4 protein-coding genes are annotated in these 3,312 nt (G+C 43.0%); 2 read left to right on the top strand and 2 right to left on the bottom strand.

Annotated features, from left to right (window positions below; genetic code table 11):
* Together VLN09_RS03810 and VLN09_RS03805 are read left to right on the top strand one after the other, a co-directional pair.
* On the top strand, window positions 1–228 hold a 228-nt coding region (locus tag VLN09_RS03810; protein WP_325243865.1), incomplete at its 5' end, for an isocitrate/isopropylmalate family dehydrogenase.
* Window positions 229–507: 279 nt separating this feature from the next.
* Window positions 508–1,740 carry a L,D-transpeptidase family protein gene (locus tag VLN09_RS03805; protein WP_325243864.1) on the top strand — a complete coding sequence of 411 codons (1,233 nt, stop codon included), beginning with the start codon at window positions 508–510 and terminating at the stop codon, window positions 1,738–1,740.
* A gap of 183 nt (window positions 1,741–1,923) precedes the next feature.
* Here VLN09_RS03805 and infA read toward each other — a convergent pair whose 3' ends face one another.
* Entirely contained in the window at window positions 1,924–2,145 is a 222-nt protein-coding gene (infA, locus tag VLN09_RS03800) for a translation initiation factor IF-1 (RefSeq protein ID WP_010199824.1), read from the bottom strand.
* Window positions 2,146–2,269: 124 nt separating this feature from the next.
* Window positions 2,270–3,112, bottom strand: a complete 843-nt coding sequence (gene truA, locus VLN09_RS03795; protein ID WP_325243863.1) for a tRNA pseudouridine(38-40) synthase TruA — start codon at window positions 3,110–3,112, stop codon at window positions 2,270–2,272.
* Window positions 3,113–3,312 lie beyond the last annotated feature (200 nt).

Below are 3,312 nucleotides of genomic sequence, written 5' to 3'. Positions count from 1 at the left end.
ATCGCAGGACAAGATAAAGCCAATCCACTAGCGACCATCTTATCTGTAGCTATGATGCTGCGTTATACCTTTAAACAGGAAGAAGCTGCACAAGCGATTGAGCAAGCGGTCAGTGATGTGCTTGATGATGGTTTACGTACGCTTGATATTTTAGACAGCAGTGAAGCTGGACTGAAGCAGGTAGGATGCCAAGAGATGGGGCAGGCTGTATTGGCTAAGCTGGTATAAGTTAAGCTCTGCTTTGAGTGTAAGCAACACTTACCCAAGATAAGAAAATAAACCCATAAATTGCTTGGCAGTTTATGGGTTTTTTATACTGTATATGTTGAACCGTGCCTTATTGTAAATAAACCGGCGATTTTATTCACCCTATTAACAAAGTTAGGGCAAGAATGGTCAGTTATTAACATAAAGCCTTTAGGGGAGAGTAGTATAGCTATGGCAAGATGCTCTCGTAGTAAATTTTGATAAATTTTTCGATACATAGTGATGATTTAGGAGGGTTTTATGTCTCAACTACTTAAGGTTGGCAGCGTCATTGTTGCCATGGGTACGGCATCAGCATTATTGGTCGGTTGCAGCAATGCCAATACCAATGCCAATACCGATACCAATGACGATAGCGTACAAACGACCAGCGCCAGCACGGCATCTGACAGCGGTGCGATAGACAATGATATGGGTACCAGTGCAGATACTACCGCAGCAGATGGTAGTATGAACACAGACAGCACAATGACCGATAGCAGTGACATCAGTCCAGTCACCAACGGCGTCAGTCAGCAAATAGAAGGCGACAGCAAAACTGCCAACTCACTAAATAAATTGCTACCCAAAATTAAATACAGTACAGAAAATCTGTCAGAGACCGCCAAAAAGGTCAATCAAGCGACATGGACCGCTGGCAGTAAAATTGATCGTGACGTCGGTGCTAAATTGCAAGCGCTACTGAACTGGAATCACAGCGGCGTTGGTGCTATTGACGGCTCCTGGGGAAAAAACACGCGCAAAGCCATGCAAGCTTTTCAAAAAGCGCAAGGGTTACCAATAACTGAAGAAATTGATACTCAAACTTGGCAAGCCTTGACCAAAAATAGCGCGCTCACCTCACAGCCTGTATTGGTAAGTTATCAGCTTACTGATGCTGACGTGAATGTCAGCACTACCAATATTCCTGCTGATGCTGAAGCCAAAGCCAAGCTCGATGGTATGTATTATGAAAGCGTCCTTGAAGCCTTGGGCGAAAAATTTCATATCAGTCGTGATTATCTCAAATCGCTCAACCCGAATGCCAGCTTTAAAAGTGGTGAAACCATCATCGTCTACAATCCTGGTAACCCTAATACCACACCAGTGAGCCGTATAGTCGCTGATAAAGAGACGCAAACCCTATATGCATACGATGATAATAACAATTTGATTGCCAGTTATCCGACGACAGTGGGCAGCACGGCAACACCGTCACCAACGGGTACGCATCAGGTCAAAGTCAAAATTCATGAGCCTAACTACACCTATACTGGTGATGATGGCGAAAAAACCATCATTCCGCCAGGCCCCAACAACCCCGTTGGTTTGGTATGGATTGGTCTTAGCAAGCCCTCATACGGTATCCACGGCTCACCCGATCCTGAGCGTATTAGCCGTCAGGCATCAGCAGGGTGTATACGTTTAACCAATTGGGATGCGCTTGCATTACTTGGCGTGATACAAAGTGGTGCAACCGTTGAGTTTAAATAATGCTTAAATTCTAGACAAAAAAATACCGCTGATATTTAGCGGTATTTTTTAGGGTAAAAAATATATTAACTTACTAAAATATGATAGGAAATAATGAGTAGGTTAGCAGTATCATTATTATTATCAGTTAAACCACTCAAGCATTATACATATGCTCTTATAACTATCTTAGTAGATAAGAATTTAGTTTTTACCACGGTAAGTAATGCGACCTTTAGATAAGTCATAAGGTGTCATCTCAACCTTAACTTTATCACCAGTCAAAATTCGGATGTAATGCTTACGCATCTTACCTGAAATGTGCGCAATGATTTCGTGTCCGTTTTCTAAACGAACTTTAAACAAAGTATTTGGAAGGGTGTCAATGACTTCGCCTTCAAATTCAATAATCTCGTCTTTTGCCATAATTTGTATCATCAATCAATTTAAAATAAGCCCATATTATACGTAAGTTAGCAGATTAAAGCAATACGGAACCTGATTTTTACTTGACAGCTTGTAAGTGATATGTATGCCAGATTATATGAATCTAATCGGGCAGGTTGAGCCAAATAGGAGTGAGTGGTGCATTTGGCAGTAAGGTTTGAAAATGCTCAGGATAATAGGCATTAATAAAATATAGTCCATCACCAGAAGCGGTAGGCGGCGCTATCGTACGATCCTTTTTAGCCAAGATATTTAAAAAGTCAGCTGGTTCTAATTCATGTCTACCGATGGCATATAGCGTACCCATCAGGTTTCGCACCATATGGTGTAAAAATCCATCAGCTTGAATATCAAATACAATAAATTGACCATGAGCAAATAGGTTGGCATGGCTAATATGGCGCACAGGCTGATTGGATTGGCAAGCAGCAGCACGGTAGCTACTAAAATCATGCGTACCAACGATATCAGCTGCTGCGAGCTGCATGGCTTTTAGATCAAGCGGCTCATGAATATGTGTCACCTGATGATTGAGGATAGCAGGACGCTGAGTTTGGTTTAAAGTAATGTAACGATAACGACGGGCAATAGCGGCAAAGCGAGCATGAAAATCAACAGGCATGGGCTGAACCCAGCGCAAGGCAATATCATCAGGCAATAGGCTATTAACACCGCGCAGCCAATTGTGTGTGGGTCGATAAGCATGGGTGACAAAATGAGCAATCATATTGCCGGCATGAACGCTTGAATCAGTACGCCCTGCGGCAATCACTTCTACTGGTTCATTGGCGACAGTGCTAATGGCGGTCTCTAACGCTTCTTGTACGCCCAATACCTCTCTTTGGCGTTGCCAGCCATGATAATTGGTGCCCAAAAATTCAATAGCAATGGCTAAAGTATAAGTTGGGCGGTTTGCTTCGTTATTTGCGGTTATGGGTTTGGTCATGTTGGAGCTTATACAGAATTTATGGGTGAAGGTTTAGCGTTTTTTGATACTGGCGCCCGTTTGCTGGACATTGTTTGACCAGCGTTGTCGTCGCTGTGCTGGACTATCGTAGCGTAGCAGCAGCCATAGTAAGCGTGCATAAATGGCTGGAATGGTTAAGCGTCCACCGGCAATCACTTGATAATCGTATTGCCAACTAC

Source organism: Psychrobacter sp. (assembly GCF_035469765.1).
In the GTDB taxonomy this organism is placed as follows: domain Bacteria; phylum Pseudomonadota; class Gammaproteobacteria; order Pseudomonadales; family Moraxellaceae; genus Psychrobacter.
This window is presented reverse-complemented; position numbering and strand designations above follow the sequence as displayed.